The following is a 23,742-nucleotide window of genomic DNA, read 5'->3' on the forward strand; positions in this document are numbered from 1 at the left end:
ATGCCGAGGGGGATGCATCCAGGTCGATGCATCCCCCTGCGGGCCCTGCCGATCGTCAGCCCTCGCTGACGCCCAGCTTCTCAAGGATCAGCTCCTTGACGCGGGCCGCGTCCGCCTGACCGCGTGTGGCCTTCATGACCGCGCCGACCAGGGCGCCGGCCGCGGCCACCTTGCCGCCACGGATCTTGTCCGCGACGGCCGGGTTGCCGGCGATGGCCTCGTCGACCGCCGCACCGAGCGCGCCCTCGTCGGAGACGACCTTCAGACCGCGCTTGTCGACGACCTCGTCCGGGGTGCCTTCGCCCGCGAGGACGCCTTCGATGACCTGACGGGCCAGCTTGTCGTTCAGGTCACCGGAGGCCACCAGCTCGGTGACGCGGGCCACCTGCTGCGGTGTGATGGCCAGTTCGTCGAGGGCCTTGCCCGACTCGTTGGCGCTGCGGGCCAGTTCGCCCATCCACCACTTGCGGGCAGCCGCGGCGTCGGCGCCGGCCTCGATCGTGGCGACGATCGGGTCGAGGGCACCGGCGTTGAGGATCGCCTGCATGTCGGTGGCGGAGATGCCCCACTCCTCGCGGAGCCGGTTGCGCCGGACCAGCGGCAGCTCCGGGAGCAAGGCCCGCAGTTCCTCGACCCACTCGCGGGAGGGGGCCACCGGGACCAGGTCGGGCTCGGGGAAGTACCGGTAGTCCTCGGCCTCTTCCTTCACACGGCCCGAGGTGGTGGACCCGGTGTCCTCGTGGAAGTGGCGGGTCTCCTGGATCACCGTGCCGCCGTCGCCGAGCACGGCCGCGTGGCGCTGGATCTCGAAGCGCACCGCACGCTCCACGGAGCGCAGCGAGTTGACGTTCTTCGTCTCGCTGCGGGTGCCGAACTTGTCGGCGCCCTTGGGCATCAGCGACAGGTTGACGTCGCAGCGCATCTGGCCCATTTCCATACGGGCCTCGGAGACGCCGAGCGCGCGGATGAGTTCGCGCAGCTCACGGACGTACGCCTTGGCGACCTCCGGCGCACGCTCGCCCGCGCCGACGATCGGCTTGGTGACGATCTCGATGAGCGGGATGCCGGCGCGGTTGTAGTCCAGCAGCGAGTGCTGGGCGCCGTGGATACGGCCCGTCGCGCCGCCCACGTGGGTGGACTTGCCGGTGTCCTCCTCCATGTGGGCGCGCTCGATCTCCACGCGGAAGGTCGCGCCGTCCTCCAGCTGCACGTCGAGGTAGCCGTTGAAGGCGATCGGCTCGTCGTACTGGGAGGTCTGGAAGTTCTTCGGCATGTCCGGATAGAAGTAGTTCTTCCGGGCGAAGCGGCACCACTCGGCGATCTCGCAGTTCAACGCGAGACCGATCTTGATGGCGGACTCGACGCCGGTCCTGTTCATGACCGGGAGCGAGCCGGGCATGCCGAGGCAGGTGGGGCAGGTCTGTGTGTTCGGCTCGGCGCCCAGCGCGGTCGAACAGCCGCAGAACATCTTGGTCTTGGTGCCGAGTTCGACATGGACCTCGAGGCCCATGACGGGGTCGTACGACGCCAGCGCGTCCTCGTACGACACCAGGTCGGTCGTGGTGGTCACGGTGAAACTTCCCTCTCAGCCCAGCAGGACGTCGTCGTCGCCCAGCCGCTTCAGCTCGCGGTAGAGGATGGCGAGGCCGGTGACGATCGCGGCGGCGGACACGGTGGCGTCGATCAGGACCAGTGTGTCCTTCTCGGCGCGGGCCTTCTTCAGCCGCTTGGCGACGCCGAACGCGCCGAACGCGGTGGCGGCCATGGACAGGTACGTACCGGACTTGGACTTCTTGAAGCCCTTGGCCTTGGTCAGTGCACTCACAGCGACGGAGCCTCCTCCAGGAGCGGGTGCCCCCACTTTTCCACGAAGGCGGCCTCGACGGCGGCGCCCACCTTGTAAAGGCGGTCGTCCTGCATCGCCGGGGCGATGATCTGCAGGCCGACCGGGAGGTTGTCCTCCGGGGCGAGACCGCAGGGCAGGGACATGGCCGCGTTGCCCGCCAGGTTGGTCGGGATGGTGCACAGGTCGGCGAGGTACATCGCCATCGGGTCGTCGGCGCGCTCGCCGATCGGGAAGGCGGTGGTCGGGGTCGTCGGGGAGACGATCACGTCGACCTGCTCGAACGCTCGCTCGAAGTCCTGCTTGATGAGCGTACGGACCTTCTGGGCGCTGCCGTAGTACGCGTCGTAGTAGCCGCTCGACAGGGCGTACGTGCCGAGCATGACGCGGCGCTTGACCTCGGCGCCGAAGCCGGCCTCGCGGGTCAGGGAGGTGACCTCCTCGGCCGAGTGGCTGCCGTCGTCGCCGACGCGCAGGCCGTAGCGCAGGCCGTCGAAGCGGGCGAGGTTGCTCGAGCACTCGGACGGCGCGATCAGGTAGTACGCCGACAGGGCCAGGTCGAACGACGGGCAGTCCAGCTCGACGATCTCCGCGCCCAGCTCCTTCAGCAGCACCACGGACTCGTCGAAGCGCTGGATGACGCCGGCCTGGTAGCCCTCGCCGCGGAACTGCTTGACGACGCCGACCCGCATGCCCTCGACGCTGCCGTTGCGGGCGGCCTCGACGACCGGCGGGACCGGGGCGTCGATGGAGGTGGAGTCGAGCGGGTCGTGCCCGGCGATCACCTCGTGCAGCAGCGCCGCGTCCAGGACCGTACGGGCGCAGGGCCCGCCCTGGTCGAGGGAGGACGAGAACGCCACCATGCCGTAGCGGGACACAGCCCCGTACGTCGGCTTCACACCGACCGTGCCGGTGACTGCGGCCGGCTGGCGGATGGAGCCGCCGGTGTCGGTGCCGATGGCGAGCGGGGCCTGGAACGAGGCGAGCGCGGCGGACGAGCCACCGCCGGAGCCGCCGGGGATACGGGTGAGGTCCCACGGGTTGCCGGTCGGCCCGAAGGCACTGTTCTCGGTCGACGACCCCATGGCGAACTCGTCCATGTTGGTCTTGCCGAGGATGACGACGTCAGCGGCCTTCAGCTTCTTGGTGAGGGTGGCGTCGTACGGCGGAATCCACCCCTCAAGGATCTTGGAGCCGACGGTGGTGGGGACGCCCTCGGTGGTGAAGATGTCCTTCAGCGCGAGCGGCACGCCGGCCAGCGGGCCGAGCTTCTCGCCGCGCTCCCGCTTCTCGTCGACGGCCCGCGCCTGGGCGAGGGCGCCTTCGCGGTCGATGTGCAGGAAGGCGTGCACCTTCTCGTCGACGGCCTCGATGCGGGCGAGGTGGGCCTCGGTGACCTCGACGGCCGTGAGCTCGCCGGAGGCGATCTTCGCGGCGGTCTCCGCGGCGGTGAGCTTGATGATGTCCGTCATGCGGATTACTCCTCCCCCAGGATCTGCGGCACCTTGAAACGCTGCTGCTCCTGGGCCGGGGCGCCGGAGAGCGCCTGCTCGGGGGTGAGCGACGGGCGGACCTCGTCCGGGCGCATGACGTTCGTCAGCGGGAGCGGGTGCGAGGTCGGCGGTACGTCTTGGTCGGCGACCTCGCTGACGCGGGCCACCGCGCCGATGATGTCGTCCAGCTGGCCTGCGAAGTGGTCGAGCTCTTCGGGCTTCAGCTCCAGACGCGCCAGCCGGGCGAGGTGGGCGACCTCCTCGCGCGTGATGCCAGGCATGCAGCGATCCTCTGGGGTGAGTGTGTGTGGTTTGAGCCCAATCCTATGGGGCGGGGGCGGCAGACCGTTAAACGGTTTCCCCGGGCCCGGTCACGGAGCGGCAGGCGCCCCGCCCCTAGCTGACCCGGCCCGGATCGTCCACCGTGGCGGCGGGGAGGGCGGCCGCCGGGCGTTGCCAGCCGCGGGAGCCGCGGGCGCGCAGCCATGCCGTGGTCTCCTCGGCGGGCATCGCCGCGGCGACGAGCCATCCCTGTACGGCGTCGCAGCGCAGGTCGCGCAGCCGCTCCCAGGTCTCGTCGTCCTCGACCCCCTCGGCGACCACGAGCAACCCCAGGGAATGCGCGAGATCGACGGTGCACCGCACGATCTCCGCGTCCTCCGCGTCGACCGCCAGCCGGGCCACGAACGAGCGGTCGATCTTCAGCTCGCTCACCGGCAGCCGTTTGAGGTGGACGAGGGAGGAGTAGCCCGTGCCGAAGTCGTCCAGGGACATCTTCACGCCGTGTCCGGTGAGCCCGGCGAGGGTGTCGGCGGCGCGCTGCGGGTCCTCCAGCAGGACGTGCTCGGTTATCTCCAGTTGGAGCGCTCCCGCCGGGACGCCGTGCCGGGCGAGACGGGCGGCGACCGAGCCCGCGAAGCCGGGGGTGTGGACGTCGCGTGGGGAGACGTTCACCGCGACCGGCACGAACAGCCCCTGCGCCCGCCACTTGGCCACCTGTCCGAGCGCCGTCTCCAGCACGTACTCCGTCAGATGCGGCATCAGCCCCGACGACTCGGCGATCGCGATGAACTCGTCCGGCGGCACCTTCCCGCGCTCCGGGTGCACCCACCGGACCAGGGCCTCGAGCCCGGCCACCTGTCCGTCGAAACGGACCTTGGGCTGGTAGTGCAGCTCGACCTCGTGCGCGTCCAGCGCGCGGCGCAGGTCGGCGAGGAGGCCGAGGCGGTCCGGGGTGTTCGAGTCCCGCTTGGACTCGTAGACCTCCACGCCCGTACGGTCCCGTTTCGCCTGGTACATCGCCACGTCCGCGCGGCGCAGCAGGCCTTCGGCGTCGAGAGCGTGGTCGGGGAAGACCGCGACCCCGGCGCTGGCCTCCAGCACGAGGGTGAGGCCGTCGAGGTCGAGCGGGGAGCTGAGCGCGGCGACGAGGCCGCGGGCGATCCGGGTGGCGGACGTCGTGGAGTCGGCGACCGGCAGTAAGACGGCGAACTCGTCACCGCCGAGCCGCGCGGCCTCCGCCCCGCGTGGCAGGGCCAGCCGCAGCCGGTCGGCGGTCTGCAGCAGCAGCCGGTCACCGGCCAGATGCCCGAGGGTGTCATTGACCGATCGGAAGCGGTCGAGGTCGATCAACATCAGGGCGGCGCGGGCGTCGATGCGCTCGGCGTCGTCCAGTGCGGTCCAGATACGCTCCAGGAGCCACTGCCGGTTGGGCAACCCGGTGAGCGGATCGCGCAGTTGCTCCTCCGCCCGGGCGCGGGCCATCCACAGCGTGGAGTCGAGCGCGATGAGCGGGATGGCGAACAGCGGCAGCAGGATCGGCTTGGCGACGACGACCACACAGACCAGCGGTGCGATGCCGAGCAGGGCGACCGCGACCAGGCCCTGTCTGACCAGGGCGGTGCGGGCGATGGTGGGCAGTCCGCCGGTGCGGGGCGCGTGCAGGTACCACAGCAGCGTGCGGGAGACCGCGAGGTAGGCGGTCGCGACCAGGACCACCTCGGGGGCGGTGTAGACGGTCCAGGTGTCGGGGTTCCACGGGTTCTCGACGGACGGTACGCGTCCGAAGGCGGCCAGCACGAGGGCGCCGGCGCTGATGCCGAGGATGTCCACCGCGCCGTGCAGGACGCCCTGCCGCCAGCGGTGGCGCCGGGCTATGCCGACCAGCACGACGACGGTCAGGCTGACCATCCCCGCCGGCACCCAGCCGTACAGCAGCAGCACGGCGAGGGTGAGGGCGGCGCCGGAGCCGGTGCCGCCCCACCAGCGGGCGCGGCCGAGCGCGACCAGGTGGCCGACGATGACGCCGGTCAGCACGGCCAGCGACCAGCCGGCCGTGCCGGACGGGAAGAGCGCGTGGTGGCCGGTGAACGCCCGCAGGAACCCGGCGCCGAGGGCGAACCCGGCCGCCGCGACGACGGCCGCGGGCAGCGCCGGCCAGGACAGGTGGGGGTGCCGCTCGGCGTCGGCGCCGGGCAGTCCGGCGGTGAGGGCGGAGTCGTACCCGTCCGCCGCGGTGGGCCGGTCGGCGGCGCGGTCCGACGCCTGCGCGTCCGCACGCCAAGCCGTCCAAAGTCCCCCTCGCCAGGCGTCGGCCACCCGGCGCAGCCGTGAGTACGGGGCGGCGCTCTCGGTCGGTTCCATTCCCGTCCCTCTCACAGCCGGCGGTGCCCACGCCCCGCGGCCCGATGCCCGACATCCCTCAACGGCACCGCGGGCACGGCAGGTGCACACCTCAACAGTAGGCCGCAGAGGGCTTCCACGGGCAGCGGTCGTCGACGATTGCCCGAATGCACCCCGCCCGCCCGTATGCATCTGGTATGCGCCGATCGGGTGTTCTTCAACCGCTACTCGGTGGCGGGGAGCGCGACCTCCGACGCGGCATCAGGCCCTTGTTCCAGCAGGACGTTGAAGCCGTCTTCGTTCAGAACCGGCACCTTGAGCTGCATCGCCTTGTCGTATTTCGATCCGGGGTTGTCACCCACAACGACGAACGAGGTCTTCTTCGAAACCGAACCGGTCACCTTGGCTCCTCGGCTCTGCAGCGCCTCCTTTGCGCCGTCCCGCGTGAAGTGCTCCAGCGTGCCGGTGACGACGACGGTGAGACCTTCGAGCGGACGGGGTCCCTCCTCCTCGCCGGTGCTCTCCTCCTCCATACGGACACCGGCGGCCCGCCACTTGCGGATGATCTCCTGGTGCCACTCCTCGGCGAACCACTCCTTGAGCGAGGCGGCGATGATCGAGCCGACCCCCTCGGTGTTCGCCAGCTCCTCCTCGCTCGCCTGCTCGATACGGTCGATCGAACGGAACTCGCGGGCCAGCGCCTCGGCGGCGACCGGGCCGACATGACGGATCGACAGGCCGGTGATGATGCGGGCGAGCGGGCGCTGTTTGGCGGCGGCGATGTTCTCCAGCATGGCGAGGGCGTTCTTCTTGGGCTCGCCCTGCTGGTTGGCGAAGACGGTGGCGATCTTCTCCTCGCCGGTTTTCGGGTCGCGCTTGGGCAGGCCGCTGTCCTGGTCGAGGACGTACGCCTTGATGGGCAGCAGCTGCTCAACGGTGAGGTCGAAGAGGTCGCCCTCGTCCTTCAGCGGCGGTTCCTCGGGCTCCAGCGGCTTGGTGAGGGCGGCCGCGGCGACATAGCCGAAGTGCTCGATGTCCAGCGCCTTGCGGCCCGCCAGATAGAACAGACGCTCACGCAACTGTGCAGGGCACGTACGGGAGTTCGGGCAGCGCAGGTCGACGTCGCCCTCCTTCATCGGCCTGAGCGCCGTACCGCACTCGGGGCACTCGGACGGCATCACGAACTCGCGCTCCGTGCCGTCGCGCAGGTCGACGACCGGGCCGAGGATCTCCGGAATGACGTCACCGGCCTTGCGCAGCACCACCGTGTCGCCGATGAGGACGCCCTTGGCCTTGACCACGTCCTGGTTGTGCAGGGTGGCGAACTCGACCTCCGAGCCGGCCACCGTCACCGGCTCGACCTGGGCGTACGGCGTGACCCGGCCGGTGCGGCCCACGCCCACGCGGATGTTGACGAGCTTGGTGTTGACCTCCTCCGGCGCGTACTTGTACGCGATCGCCCAGCGCGGCGCACGGGCCGTGGCCCCGAGGCGGCCCTGGAGGCGGATCTCGTCGAGCTTGACCACGACTCCGTCGATCTCGTGCTCCACGGAATGCCGGTTCTCGCCGAAGTAGGCGATGAACTCCCGTACGCCGTCGATGTCCTCGACCACCCTGTTGTGCCGCGCGGTGGGCAGACCCCAGGACTTCAGCAGGTCGTAGGCCTGGGAGAGGCGGGTCATGCCGTCGAAGCCCTTGAGCTCGCCGATGCCGTGGACGACCATGTGCAGCGGGCGGGTGGCGGTGACGCGGGGGTCCTTCTGGCGCAGGGAACCGGCCGCCGCGTTGCGCGGGTTGGCGAAGGGTTTGTCGCCGGCCACCACCAGGCGGGCGTTGAGCTCCTCGAACTTCTCCATCGGGAAGTAGACCTCGCCGCGGATCTCCACGAGGTCCGGGACGCGGTCACCCTTCAGCCGGTCCGGGATCTCCGCGATCGTCCGGACATTGGGCGTGATGTCCTCGCCGGTGCGGCCGTCGCCACGGGTCGCCGCGCGGGTGAGGCGGCCGTGTTCGTAGGTGAGGTTGACGGCGAGGCCGTCGACCTTGAGCTCGCACAGGAAGTGGTACTCCTGGCTGCCGAGTTCTCTGGCGATGCGCTCGGCCCAGGCGGCGAGGTCCTCGTCGTTGAAGGTGTTGTCGAGGGAGAGCATGCGCTGGCGGTGCTGGACCGCCGTGAACTCCGTCTCGTACGACCCGGCCACCTTCTGGGTCGGCGAGTCCGGGGTGCGCAGCTCCGGATACTGCTCCTCCAGCTCCTCCAGGGTGCGCAGGAGCTGGTCGAACTCCGCGTCGCTGATGACGGGGGCGTCCTTCACGTAGTACCGGAAGCGGTGCTCCTCGACCTGCTCGGCGAGCTGCGCATGCCGCTCCCGTGCCTCGGCGGGTACCGCTGTGGACTCCGCTTGCTTGTCGCCGGCCACCGTGTTGTCCTCCCGTTACTCAGGGTTGTCCGCGAGGGATCTCGCCGCCCGGACGCAGTGCGCGAGGGCCTGACGCGCGTACTCGGGGGAAGCGCCCGCGAGACCGCACGTCGGCGTGACCGTGACTGCCGTCGCCAGCAGACCCGGTTGCAGCCCCAGCCTGCGCCAGAGCGTCCGAACACCCATGACGCTACCGGCAGGGTCTGACAATCGGCCGTCCGTGCTGGGCACGACGCCTGCGAACAGCCGGGTACCCCCTTCCACGGCTTCGCCGATCGCCTCGTCGTCACGTTCGGTGAGGAGCGAGAGGTCGAAGGAGACGGCCTTCGCTCCGGCTCGGCGCAGCAGGGCGAACGGGACGTCCGGTGCGCAGGAGTGGATCACGACCGGACCGCCGTCGTGCACGCCGACGACGTCCCGGAGCGTGGCCTCGACGATCTGCCGGTCGACGGCCCGGTGGGTGCGGTAGCCGCTGGCGCTCTTCACCCGGCCGCGCAGGACGGCGGTCAGGGACGGCTCGTCCAGCTGGAGGACGAGCCGGGCGCCGGGTACGCGCCGCTGGACCTCCGCGAGGTGGAGCCGGAGTCCCTCGGTGAGGGAGGCGGCGAGGTCGCGACAGGCGCCGAGGTCGGAGAGGGCGGCCTCGCCGTTCCTCAGCTCCAGGGCGGCCGCGAGGGTCCACGGGCCGACGGCCTGCACCTTCAGCGGGCCCTCGTAGCCCTGCGTGAACTCCTCCAGCGCGTCCAGGTCCTCGCCGAGCCACGACCAGGCGCGCTTGGTGTCCCGTCCCGGCCGGTCCCCGATCCGCCAGCCGCTGGGCTCCACGCGCGCGTACAGCTCGACGAGCATCCCGGCGGTCCGCCCGATCATGTCGGCGCCGGGCCCCCGGGCGGGCAGCTCGGGCAGGAACGGGAAGTCCTCGAAGGATCCGGTGACGGTCTTGGCGGCCTCGCGCGCGTCCCCGCCGGGCATGGAGCCGACGCCCGTGGCCGCGCCGAAGCTGAAGTTTTCGTTCACGGGGTGAAGCCTACGTATGGCGTTGGGGCCGGTGTGCGGCTGCGGGCCTCGGTTTCTCGCCCCCGCCGCCCCCGCCCGTCCCGTCCCTGGGGGCTGCGCCCCCAGCCCCCTTCGGCCTGAACGGCCTCGTCCTCAAGCGCCGGACGGGCTGACTTGTGTCCGCCGGCGCCTCACCATGCCGTTACCACCCCGGCCGCACCGTCAGATCATTGACCTCCGCATCCCTCGGCAGGTCCAGCGCCATCACGATCGTCGTCGCCACCGACTCGGGGTCGATCCACCTCGAGGGGTCGTAGTCCTTGCCCTCCTGCTGGTGGACCTTGGCCTGCATGGGGCTCGCCGTACGGCCCGGGTAGACGGAGGTGACCCGGACGCCGTTCGCGTGCTCCTCGTGACGCAGGGAGTCGGCCAGCGCCTTGAGGCCGTGCTTCGAGGCCGCGTACGCCGACCAGCCGGCGTGTGCGTTGAGGCCGGCGCCGGAGTTGACGAACAGCACATGGCCGCGGGCGGCGCGCAGTTGGGGCAGGAAGAGGCGGGTGAGTTCGGCGGGGGCGACGAGGTTGACGTTGAGCTGGTGGCGCCAGGTCTTCGGGGTCAGGTCGCCGACCGGGCCCAGGTCGACCACACCGGCGATGTGGAGCAGGGAGTCCACCCGGTCGGGCAGCGTCTGGTGGGAGAGCGCCCAGCTCAGCCTGTCGGGCTCGGACAGGTCACCCACGAGGGTCCTCGCCCCGGGGAACTCGGCGGCCAGTTCCTTCGCACGGCCGGCGTCACGCGCGTGCAGCACGATCTCGTCCCCGCGCGCGTGCAGCCGGCGGGCCACGGCCGCTCCGATGCCGGAGCCCGCCCCGGTGATCACATGTGTAGCCATGTCCGCCATGCTCGCATCACTCGCACGTCACTGAACGCCCCGGCCCGCCCCGAGGTACGCCGACGCGCCCCCACCTGGCACGGGGCCACCGTACGCGGGAAGAACCGGGCGCCGGCGAACGCTTTCTCCGGTATGACCCAAGGACACACGATCACCATCGAGCAGGGCACGCAGCGGGTACGGGCCGTCCACGACGGGCAGGTGCTGGCGGAGAGCGACCGGCCGCTGATCCTGCGGGAGACGGGCTCCCCCGTGCGGTACTACCTGCCGCCGGAGGACGTCCGGCTCGATCTGCTCACGCCCTCCGAGACCCACACCCACTGCCCGTTCAAGGGCACCGCTTCCTACTGGTCGCTGCCGGGGGCGGCCGACCTCGTCTGGGCCTACCCGGACCCGAAGCCGGGCGTGGCCGAGATCAAGGACCACCTCTGCTTCTACGACGTAGAAGAAGTGTCGTAACCGATGAGTTCCATGCCCCGTGGCAGTCTCCACAGGCATGGACAAGAACACCATCTCGCGCGACGGCACCCCCATCGCGTACCAGCGCATCGGACAGGGCCCGGTAGTCGTCCTGGTCAGCGGGGCGATGTCGGCGGGCGCCACGGTGGCGCCGCTGGCCGGGCCCCTGTCGGACCGCTTCGGCGTCGTCGTGTACGACCGCCGGGGCCGCGGCGAGAGCGGCGACACGACGCCGTACACGGTGGAGCGTGAGATCGAGGACCTGGCGGCGCTGATCGAGGCCGAGGGCGGCGACGCGGCGCTGTACGGCATCTCGTCGGGCGGCGCGCTGGCGCTTCATGCGGCGGCGAGCGGGCTGCCGGTGCGTCAGGTGGCCGTGTACGAGGTGCCGTTCGCCATGGACGAGGTCGCGGCGAAGGGACGCGCCGAGTACAGCGAACGGCTCACCGAGGCGCTCGCGCAGGGGCGGCGCGGCGACGCCGTCGAGCTGTTCCTGAGGCTGACCGGCCTGGCCGAGGAGATGATCCAGGGCGCCCGCCAGTCCCCCCCTGTGGTCCGGCATGGAGACCATTGCGCCGAGCCTGGCGTACGACGACGCCGTCATGGGCGACGGCCGCGTCCCCCGGGACCGGCTGGCCACGATCACCGTGCCCGTCCTGGCCCTCGCGGGCGGGGCGAGCCCCGGCTGGATGAGGCAGGCGGCCCGAGCGGTCGCGGACGCCGCTCCCCAGGGCGCGTACCGCGTCCTCGAGGGCCAGACGCACATGGTGGATCCGAACGTCCTCGCGCCGGTTCTGGCGGAGTTCTTCACGGCGTAGGTGCATGGGCACAGGCCATGGGTAAGGCCCGTCACTCCGATACGAACGTGCCCCATGCTCCCCATGGCCTCACATACACGGACCTCTGGCCGGGCATGCGGCCGTGTCACGGCGACCTATTCTTTCCTGGCCGCATCACGCACCTGACCTTCGCGTCACCGACTTTCCTGATCTGGGCATCCTCAAGGCGGATGGTCGAGCTCGTACCCCCAGTGCGGTGCGCGCCAGCACCTGAGGCCTTCTGAGGAGGCACCCAGAGAGTGATCCGGTCGCCGTCCGCCCCGAAGGTGATCACAGGCCGGTCCTCCGGTGGCCGTATCCCGAGGAACGGGGAGTCGGCGGAGACGAGTTTCACGCACACGTGATCCGCCCGGAGACCGAAATACTCCGGCACCTCACCGCCCTGTGTCGCGACATTGCGAGCTGTCTTGCCGCTCTGCCCTGCCGTGAAGAGCACGGCCGAGGCGAGCGCGAGGCCGAGCAGCGCGCCCACGGACAACATCGGGACCCACGACGTCCACGAACCACGTGCGTCGATGGAGGAGTTGAGATAGCGAATCCAGCCCAGGTACGCGATGGGCAGCAGCAACATTCCACCGAACACCAACAAGAGCCACAACCCCGCACGCACGTTCCCCAGGCCATCGCCGTTGGTGCCCAGTGACATATCGAAAGGCCTGAGGTAGGCCTGCTGAACTTGAGCACCAAGCCACGGCACGAGAGGTACTGCCAGTGGAAGAGCCAGGGTCGACAGCCACGGCACAGCGCGGTGTGTAGCGGTGCGACGGACTGCCAGGACTGCACCTATGAGCACGTACGCCACCGTCCACACCACGATCGTCTGACCGAGCGAGGTCGTGCCGATGCCGAACGTGTCCCACTGACCGGCAGAAGCGAGAACCAGGAGCCCGAACGTGCCGATCAGGCCGGCCAGGGCGAGCACCTGCCAGCCCGTCCGGGCTCTGGGACCTCTGATCACATGGCGACCCGCGTCCCACTGCCGACTGGAAAACACGTGTCTGGACAGTTCGGTTCGTGCCGCACGACGCGAACGTGCGAGGCGCCGCGGGCGGGACTCGTCCAGCGACACAGGAATTCTGACCAGACGTACGGTCCCCGCGTCCTGATCGTGCCCACCAGTACGGGCGGCCAGATGCGCGGCTTGTATCAGTCGTTGACGCACAGGGCGCGGCCTGCCCCGTATGTGCCACTCGACCAGGGGACGGTGGACGGACTCCACCAGGGCCGCGTCTCTGCACTGCACGGATAGAGCCGCGTCCCTGGCAATCAGGTCCAGCGTAGCCACGGCCTGTTCGACGGCTCCGTCACGAACCGCACGAATCCGCGCCTCCACAATGCGCAAGGTCCACCCCGTCGCGGGCTCCACCCTCGTCTCCCCGGACAGAGGCAGGCGCACGGGCCACGGCATGGAGCCACACAGCTCCGTCAGCAGGTCGAGTTCCTCCGGGCGATCCAGGACTTCTACCACCATGTGTACGCGGCGATTGAAAGGGAGCTTGCCCGCCACAGCAGTGGAAGTAGAGGGCGTCGACGGTTCTGAGGGGGATGAGGAATGCAGGTCGGATGTCGGTGAAGCTGTCACGCCGGGAGTGTCATTCAGAGATCCGCGTTGTTCGTACACTCCGGCATTTCAGGTGCGTCATCCCCAAATGAGCACGCAATTGGCGGAGCACCTCCGGAAATCGTCAGTCAAGGGTTTACTCAACTCGCCCCCGCCACAACAGCGGTTCCTCTTCGGCGAACCATCGCTCACGCCGCTCGGCGTCCGGGAGCACGAGCCGCATCTCCCTGCGGAAACCAGGTCCGTGCCCCGGCACCTTCAAGTGGCACAACTCATGTACCAGTACGAGATCCACCAAGGGCGGTGGAAGCTGCATGACGGCCCAGTGAACCGTGATGACACCGGTCGGTGTACACGCGCCCCAGCGATCGGCGAGGTCGGCGATCTCGATATCCCGTGCTGCCGCACCCACACGCAGTTCCAGAGACGATACGCGAGCACGCAGCCACTCGCTGCCGCGTTCCGTGTACCAGGCGGCGATGTTCCGCGCGCCCTCCTCGGCATTCGTCGGTTCGGGCAGCTCCAGCCAGCCCCGGTGCAAACGCACTTTTCGGCCGCCCGCCGACGGGACCAGCCGCAGCCGGTACCGCCGCCCGAGATAGGCGAAGCTGGTCCCGTTGATCAGCTCCTTCATCGGTTCAGCAGGTCGCTCGTGACGGCGTCTGACTTCCTCTGCAAGACGCGGCAACCGGGTCCGTACAGCGGCCGCCACGGCGTACGGATCGGCTTCCGCGGGCACGGCGAAGAGCACCTCACCGTCCGGTGTGACCTCGATGCCCAGCGAACGGCGCCGAGGGCGCAGATCGACACGCCACCGCCATCCCGGGGGAAGCGGAAGCGCGGCGATCGCCTGCTGGACGGATGTGCTCACCGGCCATTCCTACCACCCGGTACTGACAGTGCCGCACCAGGCTCAGCCGTCGTCGCCCGGCGTGTACCGCAGGAAGTCACCGTGCCGTTCCGCTGCCAGTTCCACCAGCAGATTCGCCAGCGGCCCGGTCACCGCCCAGTCGACGTGGAGTTCGGCCTCCAGGTAGTTGCGCAGTTCCCGGCGAACGCGGTCCCTCGCCTCCGGGAGTGCCTGGAAGTTCGGAGACCGTACGAGGACCGCTATACAGGCCGCGACATCCCGAGCGGCTTTGATCCGGTCGACCGTCTCCGGGACGGCAGGCCCGTCGGCCTCCTCGTAGTCGCGGCACAGCAGCCCGTACACGGGCTGTTCGGTCCACGGGTCGAGGCCGGTCGACTCCGTGCCGCCGCCGTCCGCCTCTGCGTTGAGGACATCGCGGGCCAGGGTCTCCAGCGAGGCCGCAGCCTGTTCGAAGTCCTCCTCCATGCGCCGGATGACCTCTTCCAGCCGTTCGCTGAACTTCTCGTAACGGGTGCGGTCGGCGTCCAAGTGTGCGGTGATGTGGGTCCTGAGGCGACTGGTCAGGTACGACACCCTGGCACGGGCGTCCGGATTCGCCAGAACGCGTTCCAGGAAGTCGGGGGCGGTGAGCGTCGCGGGCGGCACTCGCTCCTCAATGCCGGACACCTTGACATGCCGGGCGATGAGGTCGCGCACCTTGGCGCCGTAGCGCCTCGGGCTGAACTGGTCGCGGTCGTCGAGGTAGCGGGCACGGACCAGGTACTGCACCTCGCCGATCCTGCGCGCGAAGTCCTCGTACTCCAACGCGTGCGGCCGGGGCAGTACGGCACCCAGGGCCGTCAGGAAGTCCCGTACGAGCTCGTCGAACTCGCCGCGCAGCAGCGGGTCGGCGAGCCTGGCCAGCAGGTCCTCGCGCTGCGTCTCGTCGTCCAACGAGGTGGCCCCGAGTTCCGTGAGCAGGCCGGTGAGGATTCGGTGCCGGTCCGCCAGAAGGGCGTCGGCGGCGGCGTCCGCCTGGAGCCAGAGGCGGTCGCGGGTGGGCTGGGGTCCGGTGTGGTCCGGGTCCAGGTGGTCGAACGACACGTCCTGGTAGCCGAACACAGCCCGCAGGTGGGCCTCTTCGTACGCGGCGAGCGAGCGGGCGAGCTCGGGGCCGACGCCGACGTAGTCGACGACCAGGCCGAACTCCTTGGCCGGATAAGGCCGGTTGGTGCGGGCGATGCTCTGAAGGAGCCCCGCGCCGGCCAGCGTGCGGTCGAGGTAGAGCACCTGCTCGGGCGGGGCGTCGAAGCCGGTGAGCAGCATGGAGTTGACGACGAGGAAACCCAGCGGCGCTTCTTCCTCGGGCTCGCCCGGCCGGTGTCGCCCCGCCGGGCGCGAACGGCCCTCGTTCCAGGGTCCCCCACCGCTCCCTGCCGGACGCGGCGCGCGGCCGGGCGCGGTCCCCTCCCAGGAGCGCTCAGCGGGCGGGGCGAACGGATCGGGTACGCGAACACCGCGCTTGAAGCGGTCGATGTACTCCACGTGGCGTGCCTTGTCGGTCCAGCGCTTCCAGCGGCCCCGATCCCGCGCCCTGTTCTCGGAGATCACTGCGGCGACCTCGATTCGGGCAAGCAGGTCCCGGTACCGCACAAGCCGGATCAGTTCGCGCTGCTCACCGCTCGCCGACTCCTCGGCCTCGGGGTCGTGCAGCAGCGGACCGAGTCCGTCGATGCGTGCGACGAGACGCTTGAGGGCGGCGGTCAGCTCCCGCTGGTAGCGGACGGCGGCCCGCCGGGACACCGCGACGACCTGCGCGCCGAAGCCGTCCCTCATCGCGGTGACCGCCCAGTGCCACACCATGTGCTCGGCCTTTGCGGCGATGACAGCCGGGGACTCCAGGACCTCCTTCCGCCGGCCGAACTTCCTCAGCACCCGGAGGCGCTGGTCCGGCTCGACGGGGATCTGCTCGTCGAACCCGGTGTCGAGGCGGGCCTTGTCCAGCACTTCCAGGGACACGCTCTCGGCGGCGTAGCGCACGGGAACGACGGCCCCGTCCCGCTCTGCGTCGCGCAGCGTGTAGGTGTCGGCGAAGGGTCCGAAGATGTCCTCGGTGGTCTTGCGGGCCCTGTTGATGATCGGGGTGCCAGTGAAGCCGTGCATCGCGGCGTTCGGCAGCATGGCGCGCAGCCGGGCGTGCTGCCAAGCAGTCTGGCCCCGGTGCGCCTCGTCGATCAGTACGACGATGTCGTGGCCATCGTTCGCGACGCGGTTGTGGACGTGGTCACGCTCGCCGGGCTCCTTGGCGAGGAACTCGTCCTGCCCGTCGTACGAGGCGTCGTCGTCGCGGCGAGCCTTCTGGAGCATGACGAGCACGACGTCGGGAACGTCGACGGCGAGGAAGCGACGGGCTTGCCTAACGGACCTCGACCGATAGATCCGCTCGTCGGCGGCGCCGAGGCTGCTGCGGATCTGCTCCTCGAGGTCGCGCCGGTCGGTCACCACGACGACCTTGTGTCCGGCCAGCGCGGGCGTACTGCGCAGGTGGCGGACGAGGAAGGCCATGGTGAGGCTCTTGCCGGATCCCTGGGTGTGCCAGGTGACACCGCCCCGGTGGTCCGTGTCCCGCCCGGCCGCGCGGGCGGCCTGCCGGGCCCGCAGTGAGTCGGCGATCCCGTGGACGGCGCGGAACTGCTGGTATCGGCCGACGACTTTGACCGTACGAGGCCCACGCCCCGCCTGCGTGGTGAAGTCCCGTACCAGGGTGAGGAGATGGGCGGGCCGTAGCACACCGGCGACGAGCGTCTCCTGGGCGGTGAGTCGCCGCCCCTCGGGTGCCCCGACCTCCTCCCGCACCTGATCCTCGGAGACCGGTTCCACGGCACGCCAGGGAGCGAAGTGCTCCGGTTCGGAGGTGACCGTGCCCAACTCGGCGTGGTCGCCGTCCGTGGCCACGAGGACCTGGGCGAACCGTACGAACTCGGGTATGGACCCGGCTTCGTCCACGCCCGCGTATCCGATGACCTGTTCGACGGCGAGGTCCAGGCAGATACGGCTGTCGAGGTCCTCCGAGAGGTGGCTGCCGAGTCGGGCGGCGGGCGCCTTGCACTCGATGACGGCCCAGGGCAGGCCGTTGACGAAGAGGACAAGGTCGGGGGTGGCGAGCTTCCGGCCCTCCGCGCCCTGCCGCTCCTTCCGCTCGACGCGGAACTGCGAGACGGCCAGCAGATCGTTTCCGCGCGGATCGTCTTCGTCGTGCCGGGCCGGCTGCTCCCAGTCCACGAGTCGTACGTGTTCGGGCAGGCCCTTCGTCCAGCCGGGCAGCGTACGGGCATTGACGCCTTCCCGGAGCATCCGGGTCACTTCCAGGTTCCCGGCCACCCCACGGTCCGCCTGCGGCCCCTGCCCCGGCCCACGTCCCATGAGCCGGTCGAGGATGTTCCTCAACTGCACCTCGGTGAGCCAGGGTTGCCCGTCCGGCCCGGGGTTGAGTCGGCTTACGGCGGCGAAGAACCGTTCCTCGTAGACGACTTCGGCGAAGGAGGCACGCTCGGAGTCACCGGCTCGTGTGGCCGGCGCCCCTGGCCGGGCGCCCTGGAGGTGCTCCCACCCCATGGCGACGAGCTGGTCAATGAGCGGCCTCTCGACCAGCTCGTACTCCGGGTGCGCCATTCCCGCTCTCCCCGTCCGCCATCGCACGCGTCAACTGCCCCTGGGGAAACAGAGGTAGGGGCGAGTCTAGTGGGGTGTACTGACAGTGGCGGGGATGGTACAAGCGCGATTAGCGGATCTGGGCCAGTCGGTAACGGCCTGACCTGGGTCTACGAGGGCGGCCGGTGGCCCAGATCTGCCAATTCCGTGCGGGTGCGGGCGAAGCCCACGGCATGAGGGTTTGGCAGGTCCTCAGGCGGCGAGCTCGGAGGCGGGCGGTGGCGGCGAGACGGGGAGACTCAGTTCGAACCAGATCGTCTTGCCGCCCGGCCCGTACGCCCCCTTCCCTATGGCACACCCGCCCCACCGGTCGGCAACCGCGTCGAGGATGAGCAGCCCGCGCCCTCCGTCCGCGTGTGGTGCGGCCTCCGTGGGCCGCGTCCCGGGCGTCGGGGGCAGGTCGGGGCTCATGTCCCAGACGCTGACGCGCAGTACGGGGTGCTGCCACTGGAGCCGAACGGACGCGGGGCCCTTCGTGTGCCGTACGGAGTTGGTGGCCAGCTCGGAGGCGAGGAGCTCCGCGCGGTCGGTGAGCTGGGCGAGGCCGTGCGCGTCGAGGACGGCGCGGAGGGTGATCCGCGCGATGCCCGGCCCTCGCGGGTCACAGGGGAAATGCAGTTCGTAGTACCAGGGGGAGGCGAAGGGGAGGGGTGGAGGGTGCGGGAGACCTGAAAGGGGGTCAAGGGCCGGGAGTAGGTGGGGGGATGAGGTGAGGACGGGGGTCGGGTGCGAGGTCTCGGTCTCGTAGGTGGTGGTCGGGCGCGGGTCGCGGTTCGTGTTCTGGTTTGTGTTCACGTGGCACCTCCTGGGGTGCGCGGTCGTGATGGGTCAACTGAACGTGCGCCACACGGTGTTCGGGCCGCAAACGATCCCGGTGTCTCTGCCGCGCCGGCCTGCCTCCCGGGTGGGCAGGGTGGGGCGGTGCGCTTCCGGGTCCGGCGGGGAGCGGGTGGCACGGGTCACACCGTAGCGCACAAATTACAACCCGTGATACCTAGTTCAATCCAACGAGTTGAACTCTCAAAGCGGATGGACGAGACCAAGGCAGACGTGCACACTGTGCGCGAGTGAGGAGAGGACGACATGGCACCACGTCAGGCCCCCACCATCCGTCAGCGCCGTTTCGGGGCCGAACTTCGGCGCCTTCGCGAGGCCGTCGGACTGTCAGCGCCACGAGCAGCCGAATTGCTCGGCACCGACCGAACAACCATCTCGAACGTGGAAGCGGGGCGCTTCGGCATCAGTGAACAGCGCCTGCGACGGCTAGCAAGCATCTACGAATGCGATGATCCGGCGCTGATCGAGGCTCTGGCCGCGATGACTGGGGGCCGCAAGACTGGGTGGTGGGACGAGTATCGCGGCAAGGTGCCGCCAGACTTTCTGGACGTCGCGGAACTGGAGTTTCACGCCCACTCCCTGCGGACCCTCCAAACCGCCCACATTCCAGGCATGTTCCAGATCGAGGATCACGCCCGCGCACTCTTCGACCTCTTCATCCCCGCCCTACCGCGCCTTGAAGTGGAACTGCGCATCGCACAGCGGCTCGCCCGTCATGCAGTGCTCACGAAGGAGCCCGCCGTTTCCTACACGGGCCTGATCCACGAAGCCGCCCTGCACATGCAGGTAGGCGGGCGTCACGTGGCGAAGGCCCAACTGCACCAACTTCTCGAAGAAAGCGAGCGCGACAACGTGACGCTTCAGGTGATCCCGTTCAGCGCGGGCGGATTCCCCATGGCGGGCGACTCGGTGCTGTACGCCGCGGCCGAAAGCACCCATCTGGACACCGCCCAGGTGGATTCCCCGATCGGTGCCGTCTTCTTCGATTCACCTACACAGCTGACCAACTTCCGTCGGCGCCTGGACGCAGTCGAACAGGTAGCGTTGAATGCGCAGCAATCGAGGGACGCCATCCACGAAATCATCCGAAATCTGTAAGAGGTGCACACTTTGCCCGAGTTGAAGTGGCTCAAGTCATCCTTCTCGGAGGCATCCGGCAACAACTGCGTCGAGGTCGCCTCCACCGAGGACGGCATAGCCCTCCGCGAGAGCGAGAGCCCCGCCGAAGTTCTGGCGACCCACCCGGACGTGCTGGGTGCGCTCCTGCGCGGCGTGAAGGCGGGCGCACTCGGACTCCCGCCCAAGTGACCCGCCAGACGCACCCTCAGGCCGCCGCCTGTCGCACCCGCCCCGCGAGCAGGTCCTCGACGACGCCCTGCTGAACCGTCCGGAGCTTGGCGATCACCTCCGCCCGTGCGGCGATCCGACGGTCCAGCGAAGCCACGGTCCTCACGATCTCCCGCTGCCGTTCTCTGTCGGGAAGCGGGACGGTAAGGCCCTCGACAACTTCCGAGCTGATCTTGACCATGCTCTCGCTGGTACCTCGCGCTGCGGCCTTCACCATCCTGCGCATGGCAGGCGCTCGCAGAACAAGTTCAAGGTAGGAAGGGAGGCATCGCTTCGCATCCGGACGCAGACGCATCATGAGGTCCGGATAGATGCACGGGCTACCGACGTCTTGGTAGCGACCTGCGAGACCAACAAGTTCGCGGGTGTTCGCCCGGCTCATCAGCAGATCGCCGTCCCGGAGAACGTAGCGACGGCCCATCACAGTATCCGGGACGTTCTTGAGCTGCTTCGGCACGAAGCCCTCGTCAGTGAGGCATCCGAGGCCCAACGCCTGGAGGCCGGACCACTCTGACACCTCCTGGGGCGAATAGCCGTTCCTCGGCCTCTCAGCAAGCACCTCGCCAAGAACGACGTCCGGGCCATCGATCGCAGCCTCGGCCAGACCGGATCGGGCCACCTTCAGCTTGTCAAGCGCCCGCTCCAGCACCCCGATACGCCGCTCGAACGCGGCGTGGGCGGCGACAACTCGCTCCTGCTCGTCAACGTCCAGTCGCGGAATCCGCAGGTCCCGTACGTCCGCCTGCGAGACCTTGTACTGCCCGCTGCTTCCTCGCATCACGTCATCGATCTGACGTCGTACGGCATGAGAGGCGAGTGCGATGCCCAGGAACTCCGGGTGCAAAACAGCCGGGTCCGCTGTCAGGCGGAACACCAGATCCGGGAGCAGCAGCCTCGGGCGAACCGTCCCAACCGTGCAAGCCACACCAACCAGTTCCCGTACTCCGTTGGCACGAGCCATCAGGACATCACCGGGCCTCACTTCAAGTGCCAGGCGTGGGGTGAACGCGCGCGGTAGTGCCTTTGCCTCGCTCTCGATGAACCGGCCGGAGGTCACGGCACTCAGCTTCAGGACACCCCACTCGTCGCCGCCGGGCTGCCTCGGGTCACAGACGGGGCTCCAGCCTGTTCCAACACCCGTCAGCCACTCCCCCAACCTCACCTCACCGCGCATACCCAAGCTCCTTAAGCCAAGCCCCCAGCTCCCCCGCCGCAGCCTCGCTGTCCCCCTCCAGCTCCTCCAGCGACACCGCGTACTTGTCCGCCCAACCCCGAATCGCCGCCACCAGCTCACGCCGCCCGGCGGCCACCGCCGCGTCCAGGCGATCGGCGAGCCCGGCGCCGAAGACCGTCAGGACGACACGCTGCGCGCCGCCCGCCGCCGCCTTCTTGGCCCACTCCGCCGCCGCGCGCAGATCGCTCAGGAAGCGGTCGTCCAGGGCCGAGCGGTGGCGGGAGGCCGCCGTGCGCTCCTTGCGCAGGCGGGCCACCGTCTTCTCCAGGCGCTTGATCTCCTCCGGGTCCACGGGCTCGCGCTCCGCTCCCTCCCCCTCATCGCCGGAATCGTCCGCGTCCTCGTCGGACTCCCCGGCCGACGGAGGCTGCAAAGCGGCCAGTTCCGCTACAGCAGCCTTCAAGGCCGCGTCCGCCCGTGCCAGCTTCTCATCCGCGCGGGCCACCTCGTCCAGGAACTCGGGGATCAGCGCCCGTACGACCGGCTGGTCGAGGGCGCGGCGACGGTCGGCTGCCGTGACCGTCGTCTTCTTCCGGCCGCGGCCCTTCCCCTTCCCACCTACGCCCGCGCCGCCGTTCCCCCCGTCGTCGTCGGCGTCGTCGTCCGGCAGGACTGGTTCGATCATGGTCTCCACCGAGTCGACCCAGCCGTCGAGCACCCGGTCGTATCCTCCGGCCGCCAGCGCCTTCAGGTCGTACCGGACGGCCATCCACCAGTCGGCAACGATGCCCGCGGCGTCGTAACGGTCGAGCATGCCGACGTCCCGCAGGGCCTTGGTGAAGCCCTTCACCAGCCGGCCACGCAGCGGCAACAGCTCGTGGTGACCGATGAGCGCGGTGAAACCACCCGCCTGCTCCGCCCACCACCGCTCGTACGTCTCCCTGACCTGCGCCTCCTTCGGGGCAGCCAGCCCGGGAATGCGGGCCGCGGTAGCCTCCGGGCCCTCCGGGAGGAAGTCCACGTAATCCTCGTCGTCCTCCCGCCGCGCGAAGAGATCGGCAATGTCGATGCCGTACGCGTGGAACAGGCCGGCCTTGGGCTCGATCTCGGCCGTTGGGACGCCACCGTAGAGGTGTGCCCGTACGTCCTGGGGCTCGGGTGGCGGTGAATTGTCCACCCAGCGGCGGATGTTGAGGTTGGCGTCGGCGGACAGAAGGTCGTCGACGCTCACCAGGCGTGAGTATCCCGGCTCCTCCAGCCACTCCCGGTAGACCGTGACGATCTTCTCCGCGTGCTCCTCACCCAGCTCGTTCTGGTTGCGGGCGGCGCGGAAGTCACGGTCGGCGTTGATGAACAGGACCTGGCCCTCGCGCGCCGGGGCCTTCCGGCCGGGTCTGCGCAGGACCAGGATGCATCCGGGGATTCCGGTGCCGTAGAAGAGGTTCGGGCCGAGTCCGATCACGGCCTCGATGCAGTCCTGCTCCAGGAGCATCACTCGGATGTCGCGCTCCTTGCCCGCCCGGAACAGCACTCCGTGCGGCATGACCGTGGCGGCGACGGCGTCCCGGTTGTGCTCCAGCACCGAGATCATGTGCTGGACGAACATCAGATCGGCCTTCTTGCCGCTCTCGGGTGCGTACCCCCAGTGCATTCGCTTGCCGTGGACGATGTCGGCCTTCTTGACCAGCTCGGCGTCGTAGTTGAGGGAGAAGGGAGGATTCGAGAGGACCTTGGTGAAGGTGCGCAGCCTGTTGCCCGCGGTGAGATGGAGCGGTTCGACGAGGGTGTCGCCGTGCTGGAGGTCGAACTCGTGGATGCCGTGCAGCACCATGTTCATGCTGGCCATGGACCAGGAGGGGCCGTTCTTGTCCTGGCCGTTGACGGAGAGGTCGTCCGGTCCGCCGCCGCTCTCCTCCACGTACTCCCGCGCGGCGATGAGCATGCCGCCGGAGCCCGCGCAGGGGTCGTAGACGCTGTCGCCCGGCTTGGGGTCGACGAGGCGCACCATCATGCGCACGACCTCACGCGGGGTGTAGAACTCGCCGCCCCGCTGGCCGGCGGAGTCCGCGAACCGGGCCAGCAGGTACTCGTACGCCGCGCCCAGCATGTCCGGGAACTCGAAGTCCTCATTGCGCAGCCGGTAGAGGCTGAAGTGCCGGATCAAGGAGCGCAGTTCGGCGTTGGTGAAGCGGGGCTTGGTGCCGACGACTTCGTTGAAGCTGATGTGGCGGGCGACGCCGTCCAGCTTGTCGTTGCTTTCCTGGAGCGCCGCCAGGGCCTGGTCAAGCCCCTGGCCCACCTTCTCGACCAGTGCGCTGATGCCAGGGGCAGGGTTGCCCGGAGTCCGCGGGTCGACGTGCGGGCCTCTCCACCAGCGGGCGCGCGGCGGGACGTAGAAGACGCGGGGGTACTTGTCCCTGTCGTTGGCCCGCTCCAGGGCCTTGCCCTCGTCTCCCCCGGTCCGCTTCAGCGCGTCCGCGTGGACCCGTTCCCATTCGGGCTGGAACTCGTCGGAGGCGCGTTTAAGGAACAGCATCCCGAAGATGAAGTCCCGGTACTCCGAGGCGTCCATCCGGCCGCGCAGGATGTCGGCGGCCGAGAAGAGGTGCCGCTCAAGCTGGGGCAGGGTGATACGGGCCAAGGTGAGCCAGTCCTTCGTACATACGCCGTCGGAATCGGGAGAACCCCGGAAGCGTAG

At 69.5% G+C, this 23,742-nt stretch carries 17 protein-coding genes and 1 pseudogene; 4 read left to right on the forward strand and 14 right to left on the reverse strand.

Features of this window, described 5'->3' with window-relative positions; all coding sequences use genetic code 11:
- Positions 1-55: 55 nt before the first annotated feature.
- The 8 genes from gatB to ACKTSN_RS14615 all read right to left on the reverse strand — a co-directional run bounded on the left by gatB (position 56) and on the right by ACKTSN_RS14615 (position 10,266).
- A complete protein-coding gene (gene gatB / locus ACKTSN_RS14580; RefSeq protein WP_409469522.1) occupies positions 56-1,570 on the reverse strand; it encodes an Asp-tRNA(Asn)/Glu-tRNA(Gln) amidotransferase subunit GatB in 1,515 nt (504 codons plus the stop codon).
- A 15-nt stretch (positions 1,571-1,585) separates the two neighbouring features.
- Complete coding sequence (locus tag ACKTSN_RS14585) at positions 1,586-1,825, reverse strand: hypothetical protein (protein WP_129800444.1); 240 nt, start codon at positions 1,823-1,825, stop codon at positions 1,586-1,588.
- Positions 1,822-3,315, reverse strand: coding sequence for an Asp-tRNA(Asn)/Glu-tRNA(Gln) amidotransferase subunit GatA (gene gatA / locus ACKTSN_RS14590; protein WP_409469523.1), 1,494 nt, complete (start codon positions 3,313-3,315; stop codon positions 1,822-1,824). The genes ACKTSN_RS14585 and gatA overlap by 4 nt, the downstream gene beginning before the upstream one ends.
- 5 nt (positions 3,316-3,320) lie before the next feature.
- On the reverse strand, positions 3,321-3,617 hold the full coding sequence (gatC, locus tag ACKTSN_RS14595; RefSeq protein ID WP_004925108.1) for an Asp-tRNA(Asn)/Glu-tRNA(Gln) amidotransferase subunit GatC: 297 nt from the start codon (positions 3,615-3,617) through the stop codon (positions 3,321-3,323).
- 115 nt (positions 3,618-3,732) lie between these two features.
- Positions 3,733-5,979 carry a putative bifunctional diguanylate cyclase/phosphodiesterase gene (locus ACKTSN_RS14600; protein WP_409469524.1) on the reverse strand — a complete coding sequence of 749 codons (2,247 nt, stop codon included), beginning with the start codon at positions 5,977-5,979 and terminating at the stop codon, positions 3,733-3,735.
- 203 nt (positions 5,980-6,182) lie between these two features.
- Positions 6,183-8,378: an NAD-dependent DNA ligase LigA gene (gene ligA, locus ACKTSN_RS14605; RefSeq protein WP_409469525.1), complete on the reverse strand. Its 2,196-nt coding sequence runs from the start codon at positions 8,376-8,378 to the stop codon at positions 6,183-6,185.
- Between the two features lie 15 nt (positions 8,379-8,393).
- The gene (locus ACKTSN_RS14610) at positions 8,394-9,350 is read right to left on the reverse strand and encodes a methionine synthase (RefSeq protein WP_409474831.1); all 957 of its coding nucleotides are present in this window, start codon (positions 9,348-9,350) and stop codon (positions 8,394-8,396) included.
- A 226-nt stretch (positions 9,351-9,576) separates the two neighbouring features.
- A complete protein-coding gene (locus tag ACKTSN_RS14615; protein WP_409469526.1) occupies positions 9,577-10,266 on the reverse strand; it encodes an SDR family oxidoreductase in 690 nt (229 codons plus the stop codon).
- Positions 10,267-10,398: 132 nt separating this feature from the next.
- Between ACKTSN_RS14615 and ACKTSN_RS14620 the strand changes: the two genes are divergently transcribed.
- Together ACKTSN_RS14620 and ACKTSN_RS14625 are read left to right on the forward strand one after the other, a co-directional pair.
- Entirely contained in the window at positions 10,399-10,725 is a 327-nt protein-coding gene (locus ACKTSN_RS14620) for a DUF427 domain-containing protein (RefSeq protein WP_409469527.1), read from the forward strand.
- A 37-nt stretch (positions 10,726-10,762) separates the two neighbouring features.
- A pseudogene (locus tag ACKTSN_RS14625) lies at positions 10,763-11,543 on the forward strand (alpha/beta fold hydrolase).
- A gap of 106 nt (positions 11,544-11,649) precedes the next feature.
- On the opposite strand, the gene ACKTSN_RS14630 reads toward ACKTSN_RS14625, so the two are convergent.
- The 4 genes from ACKTSN_RS14630 to ACKTSN_RS14645 form a co-directional block, all read right to left on the reverse strand.
- Positions 11,650-12,486: a hypothetical protein gene (locus tag ACKTSN_RS14630; protein ID WP_409469528.1), complete on the reverse strand. Its 837-nt coding sequence runs from the start codon at positions 12,484-12,486 to the stop codon at positions 11,650-11,652.
- A gap of 775 nt (positions 12,487-13,261) precedes the next feature.
- On the reverse strand, positions 13,262-13,996 hold the full coding sequence (locus ACKTSN_RS14635) for a M48 family metallopeptidase (protein WP_409469529.1): 735 nt from the start codon (positions 13,994-13,996) through the stop codon (positions 13,262-13,264).
- A 42-nt stretch (positions 13,997-14,038) separates the two neighbouring features.
- Positions 14,039-17,647 (reverse strand): type I restriction endonuclease subunit R, encoded by a 3,609-nt coding sequence (locus ACKTSN_RS14640; RefSeq protein ID WP_409469530.1) that lies wholly within the window; start codon positions 17,645-17,647, stop codon positions 14,039-14,041.
- Between the two features lie 231 nt (positions 17,648-17,878).
- On the reverse strand, positions 17,879-18,481 hold the full coding sequence (locus tag ACKTSN_RS14645) for an ATP-binding protein (protein ID WP_409469531.1): 603 nt from the start codon (positions 18,479-18,481) through the stop codon (positions 17,879-17,881).
- A 288-nt stretch (positions 18,482-18,769) separates the two neighbouring features.
- Between ACKTSN_RS14645 and ACKTSN_RS14650 the strand changes: the two genes are divergently transcribed.
- Complete coding sequence (locus tag ACKTSN_RS14650) at positions 18,770-19,621, forward strand: helix-turn-helix domain-containing protein (protein ID WP_409469532.1); 852 nt, start codon at positions 18,770-18,772, stop codon at positions 19,619-19,621.
- Between the two features lie 12 nt (positions 19,622-19,633).
- Entirely contained in the window at positions 19,634-19,831 is a 198-nt protein-coding gene (locus tag ACKTSN_RS14655; RefSeq protein WP_409469533.1) for a DUF397 domain-containing protein, read from the forward strand.
- Between the two features lie 16 nt (positions 19,832-19,847).
- On the opposite strand, the gene ACKTSN_RS14660 is transcribed toward ACKTSN_RS14655, so the two are convergent.
- The gene (locus ACKTSN_RS14660; RefSeq protein ID WP_409469534.1) at positions 19,848-21,044 is read right to left on the reverse strand and encodes a hypothetical protein; all 1,197 of its coding nucleotides are present in this window, start codon (positions 21,042-21,044) and stop codon (positions 19,848-19,850) included.
- The gene (locus tag ACKTSN_RS14665; protein WP_409469535.1) at positions 21,034-23,685 is read right to left on the reverse strand and encodes a type I restriction-modification system subunit M; all 2,652 of its coding nucleotides are present in this window, start codon (positions 23,683-23,685) and stop codon (positions 21,034-21,036) included. The genes ACKTSN_RS14660 and ACKTSN_RS14665 overlap by 11 nt, the downstream gene beginning before the upstream one ends.
- Positions 23,686-23,742: the final 57 nt, after the last annotated feature.

Source organism: Streptomyces flavusporus, from assembly GCF_046267975.1.
In the GTDB taxonomy this organism is placed as follows: Bacteria; Actinomycetota; Actinomycetes; order Streptomycetales; family Streptomycetaceae; genus Streptomyces; species Streptomyces flavusporus.

Coding starts and splice junctions, on each gene's coding strand:
- gatC (WP_004925108.1), bottom strand. CDS start 3,617: ATGCCTGGCATCACGCGCGAGGAGGTCGCCCACCTCGCCCGGCTGGCG.
- ACKTSN_RS14610 (WP_409474831.1), bottom strand. CDS start 9,350: ATGCCCGGCGGGGACGCGCGCGAGGCCGCCAAGACCGTCACCGGATCC.
- ACKTSN_RS14600 (WP_409469524.1), bottom strand. CDS start 5,979: ATGGAACCGACCGAGAGCGCCGCCCCGTACTCACGGCTGCGCCGGGTG.
- ACKTSN_RS14650 (WP_409469532.1), top strand. CDS start 18,770: ATGGCACCACGTCAGGCCCCCACCATCCGTCAGCGCCGTTTCGGGGCC.
- ACKTSN_RS14615 (WP_409469526.1), bottom strand. CDS start 10,266: ATGGCTACACATGTGATCACCGGGGCGGGCTCCGGCATCGGAGCGGCC.
- gatA (WP_409469523.1), bottom strand. CDS start 3,315: ATGACGGACATCATCAAGCTCACCGCCGCGGAGACCGCCGCGAAGATC.
- ACKTSN_RS14620 (WP_409469527.1), top strand. CDS start 10,399: ATGACCCAAGGACACACGATCACCATCGAGCAGGGCACGCAGCGGGTA.
- ACKTSN_RS14660 (WP_409469534.1), bottom strand. CDS start 21,044: ATGCGCGGTGAGGTGAGGTTGGGGGAGTGGCTGACGGGTGTTGGAACA.
- ACKTSN_RS14640 (WP_409469530.1), bottom strand. CDS start 17,647: ATGGCGCACCCGGAGTACGAGCTGGTCGAGAGGCCGCTCATTGACCAG.